At 70.3% G+C, this 3,096-nt stretch carries 5 protein-coding genes; 2 read left to right on the forward strand and 3 right to left on the reverse strand.

What is annotated here, in order from left to right; all coding sequences use genetic code 11:
* The coding region (locus tag AB0H81_RS44345) for a transposase (RefSeq protein WP_358388424.1) at positions 1 to 160 on the forward strand (160 nt) is incomplete at its 5' end.
* Between the two features lie 814 nt (positions 161 to 974).
* On the opposite strand, the gene AB0H81_RS44350 is transcribed toward AB0H81_RS44345, so the two are convergent.
* Together AB0H81_RS44350 and AB0H81_RS44355 are read right to left on the reverse strand one after the other, a co-directional pair.
* Positions 975 to 1,400, reverse strand: a complete 426-nt coding sequence (locus tag AB0H81_RS44350) for a hypothetical protein (RefSeq protein ID WP_358388413.1) — start codon at positions 1,398 to 1,400, stop codon at positions 975 to 977.
* On the reverse strand, positions 1,360 to 1,932 hold the full coding sequence (locus AB0H81_RS44355) for a TetR/AcrR family transcriptional regulator (protein WP_358388416.1): 573 nt from the start codon (positions 1,930 to 1,932) through the stop codon (positions 1,360 to 1,362). The genes AB0H81_RS44350 and AB0H81_RS44355 overlap by 41 nt, the downstream gene beginning before the upstream one ends.
* An 81-nt stretch (positions 1,933 to 2,013) precedes the next feature.
* Here AB0H81_RS44355 and AB0H81_RS44360 point away from each other — a divergent pair, with 81 nt between their 5' ends.
* Positions 2,014 to 2,838: an alpha/beta hydrolase gene (locus AB0H81_RS44360; protein WP_358388419.1), complete on the forward strand. Its 825-nt coding sequence runs from the start codon at positions 2,014 to 2,016 to the stop codon at positions 2,836 to 2,838.
* 51 nt (positions 2,839 to 2,889) lie between these two features.
* Here AB0H81_RS44360 and AB0H81_RS44365 read toward each other — a convergent pair.
* Positions 2,890 to 3,096 (reverse strand): nuclear transport factor 2 family protein (locus AB0H81_RS44365; RefSeq protein ID WP_358388421.1); only part of this gene is annotated, 207 nt, incomplete at its 5' end.

The following is a 3,096-nucleotide window of genomic DNA, read 5'->3' on the forward strand; positions in this document are numbered from 1 at the left end:
CATCCGCGCCCGCGTCGAGCACGTCTTCGCCCGGATGAAGAACTACAAGATCCTGCGTGATTGCCGACAGAAGGGGTCCGGCCTCCACCACGCTGCCCAGGCCGTCGCACACATGCACAATCTCGCCCTCGCGCGATACCGCGCTCGGTCAGCTGCTTGAGGATAAGCGGTTCGATGTGCTCCCAAGAGCCTCCCGCGAGGCCAGCGCCGATCCGAGGCATGTGGACACTCGCGTCGAGGCTCAGCGATTCATCGCCCAGAGTGGACAGGCAACGCTCCAGAGCGTCATAGCGGATAGGCGGGCCGTCCTTGGTGGGCCGGATGCCGTGCTGGCCGATCAGGTTCGCGACCCACAGCTCGGGCTCAACCTGCACCAACCGGATTGCGCCCAGCTGGAAGTCGTTACCAGAGCGGTGCCAGGCTCGGTAGTCGGTTTCTGGCTGTGGCCAGCGCCGCGAGAGGGCGAGGACGAAGCCTCTGCCCCAGCCGCCGATGTCGTTGCACACGTGGCTGATGACCTTTGGCCCCTGGCCGTGGGGATGGGTCGCGTCGCCGGTCACATAAGAGATCACGGTGTGGAAGGTACGCCAGCCCCCTGACATTCTTGTCCCACGCGATCACCAGGGGAAGACATTCTGCGGATGCCGGGCAGCGGAAGCTGTGGCCTTCGAGCTTTGAACCGGGCGATCGGCTTGGTGGTGGTCCGGCCTACCTCAGCGATGACCTGGCCGGCGTGAGTGATGTGGAAGGTCCAGTCGGTATTTTTGACGGCCGCGGTGGCTCCGGTGTGGCCGATGCCGACGCGGATGCTCTGTCCGGCGATGGCGAGCTGACCACGGCTACTGACCCGCCGCTGCACCCGGACGGGTTCGAGAGCTGGTCGAGGTTCAGGGCGTCCGGAAGATGGGCCATCTCCTCGGTGGTGAGGGAGTTGGGCAGGGTGCACAGCAGGGTGTGTCCGTCGGTCAGGTGCATTACGGTGCTTCGATGCGGGTGGTCAGCCGGCGTCCGGCGAACTGGTAGCCGACCGAATGCTGCCGGCCGCCGAGGGGGACCAGACCGCAGGCGTTGATGGTCCGGTCGACCTCGACCGCCTGGCCGGGGCCGGGGCGGGCCGGTCGGGGTGCGGCCTGGATGCGGGTGCCGCCTTCGCCCAGCAGTCGGCGCAGATGCTGGGGCGTCAGCCGGGACGGGACTTTCTTGATCCTGAACCCGGCGGCCAGCAGTTCGACGGTGCCGGTATCGGCCCGCAGTGTGATCGTAAGGCCGGCCCGGTGGGTGCCGAGCCAGAACTGCTGCCCGCAGACGGCCAGGTTGCCTGAGGCGGAAACGATCCGGGTGAACTCGACGGCCCGGCTCTCAGGGAGTGGGGCCGAGGACGCGGCGGAGGAAGTCCTCAAGGGCGGCCTCGGCCGCCTCGGGGCCGCCGCCGCGCGCCACCAGCAGCGCGCTCTCGTTGATGGCCGCCAGCAGCATGTGCGCGTGCAGGTCGGTGAACTCCTCCGGCACCGCCCTCGACGCCTGCAACGCCGCCTTCAGCATGCCGAACGCGTGCCGCTCCTCCATGGCCCGCCAGCGCTCCCAGCCGAGCACGGAGGGCGCGTCGATCAGCGCGATGCGGCGCACGACCGGGTCGCCCGCCAGCCGCATCCACTCCAGGCATCCCGTCACCAGGGCCTGACGGGGATCGTCGACGCCCCGCACCGAGGCGAGGATCGCCCGGCCCACCTCGGACTCCACGGCCTCCAGCACCGCCTCGAACAGCGCGTCCTTGCCCGCGTAGTGGTGGTAGAGCGCGCCCCGGCTCAGGCCCGATTCGTGCAGCACGGCCTCGATCGAGGTGCCCTCGTAGCCGTGCTCGGCGAACAGGCGGCGGGCGATGGCGACGACCTTCTCGCGCGTGGCGGCGCCGCGCTCTGCCCTGAGACTCATGCCCCCACTCTAGACATACCGACCCTCAGTCGGTTAGTTTCCAGACCGACAGTCGGTCTGTTTCAAAGAGTGGAGAACGCCATGGGCAAGGCCGCCGGGCTGACCTACGTGGACGAGGGCGAAGGGCCCGTGACGCTGTTCCTGCACGGGGTGGGCACCAGCTCGCACCTGTGGCGGCACGTCATCGCCGAGCTGCGCGGCGAGCGCCGCTGCGTGGCGCCCGACCTGCCCGTGCACGGCGGCAGCGACCTCCGCGAGGACCTGTCGCTGCCGGCGCTCGCGGACGCGATCGAGGAGTTCTGCGCCGAACTGAAGCTCGGCCGGGTCGACCTGGTCGCCAACGACACGGGCGGCGCCGTCGCCCAGCACCTCGCCGTCCGCCACCCCGCACGGCTCCGCACACTCACGCTGACCAACTGCGACGTCCACGACGACACGCCGCCCCCGGCGTTCCGGCCGACGGTCGAGCTGGCCGAGCGCGGGGAGCTGGCCGAGCTCGTCGGGGCCGTGCTCGGCCGGCCGGAGCTGCTCTCGGCCACCGCGTACGGCCAGAGCTACGAGCACATCGACGACCCGGCGGCGGTCGTCGAGGCGTACCTGCGGCCCATCCTCGCCAAGCCGGGCGGCGGAAAGGCGTTCGAGCGGCTGCTGACCTCGATCGACGCCAAGGACATGATCGCCATCGAGCCGCAGCTCACCCTGCTCGCCGTGCCCGCGCTCGTCGTGTGGGGCACGGGCGACGTGTTCTTCGAGACGCGGTGGGCGCGGTGGCTGCGCGACACGATCCCCGGCGTCAGGAAGGTTGTGGAGATCGAGGGCGGCCGGCTGTTCTTCCCCGAGGAGCGGGCCGCCGAGCTGGTGCCGCACCTGCGCGCCTTCTGGGAGTCCGAGGGTTCGGGCGCCTGAGCGCCCGGGCCCGTACGTCCGGCCCGGCGGTGATGGCGCCGCGGCGGCCGGTCAGCGCTCGGGGGCGGGGCTGATCTGGAAGTGCGCGGCCTTCCACTCGCCGTCCCGGCGCACCAGGGCGGTCGTCGCGTAGACGCGCATCGTCCGCTCGGTGGTGCCGCCCACGAGCATGTCGATCTCGACGGTGCTCGTGTGGACCGCGCTGTCGCCGGTCAGCATGATGACCTTGTGGTCGGACTGGTCGGTCCGGGTGTACGG

This window comes from Nonomuraea sp. NPDC050691 (assembly GCF_040654455.1).
Lineage (GTDB): Bacteria > Actinomycetota > Actinomycetes > Streptosporangiales > Streptosporangiaceae > Nonomuraea.

Excerpts from the sequence above, each read along its gene's own strand:
- AB0H81_RS44355 (WP_358388416.1), bottom strand. The coding sequence starts at position 1,932 with ATGAGTCTCAGGGCAGAGCGCGGCGCCGCCACGCGCGAGAAGGTCGTC.
- AB0H81_RS44360 (WP_358388419.1), top strand. The coding sequence starts at position 2,014 with ATGGGCAAGGCCGCCGGGCTGACCTACGTGGACGAGGGCGAAGGGCCC.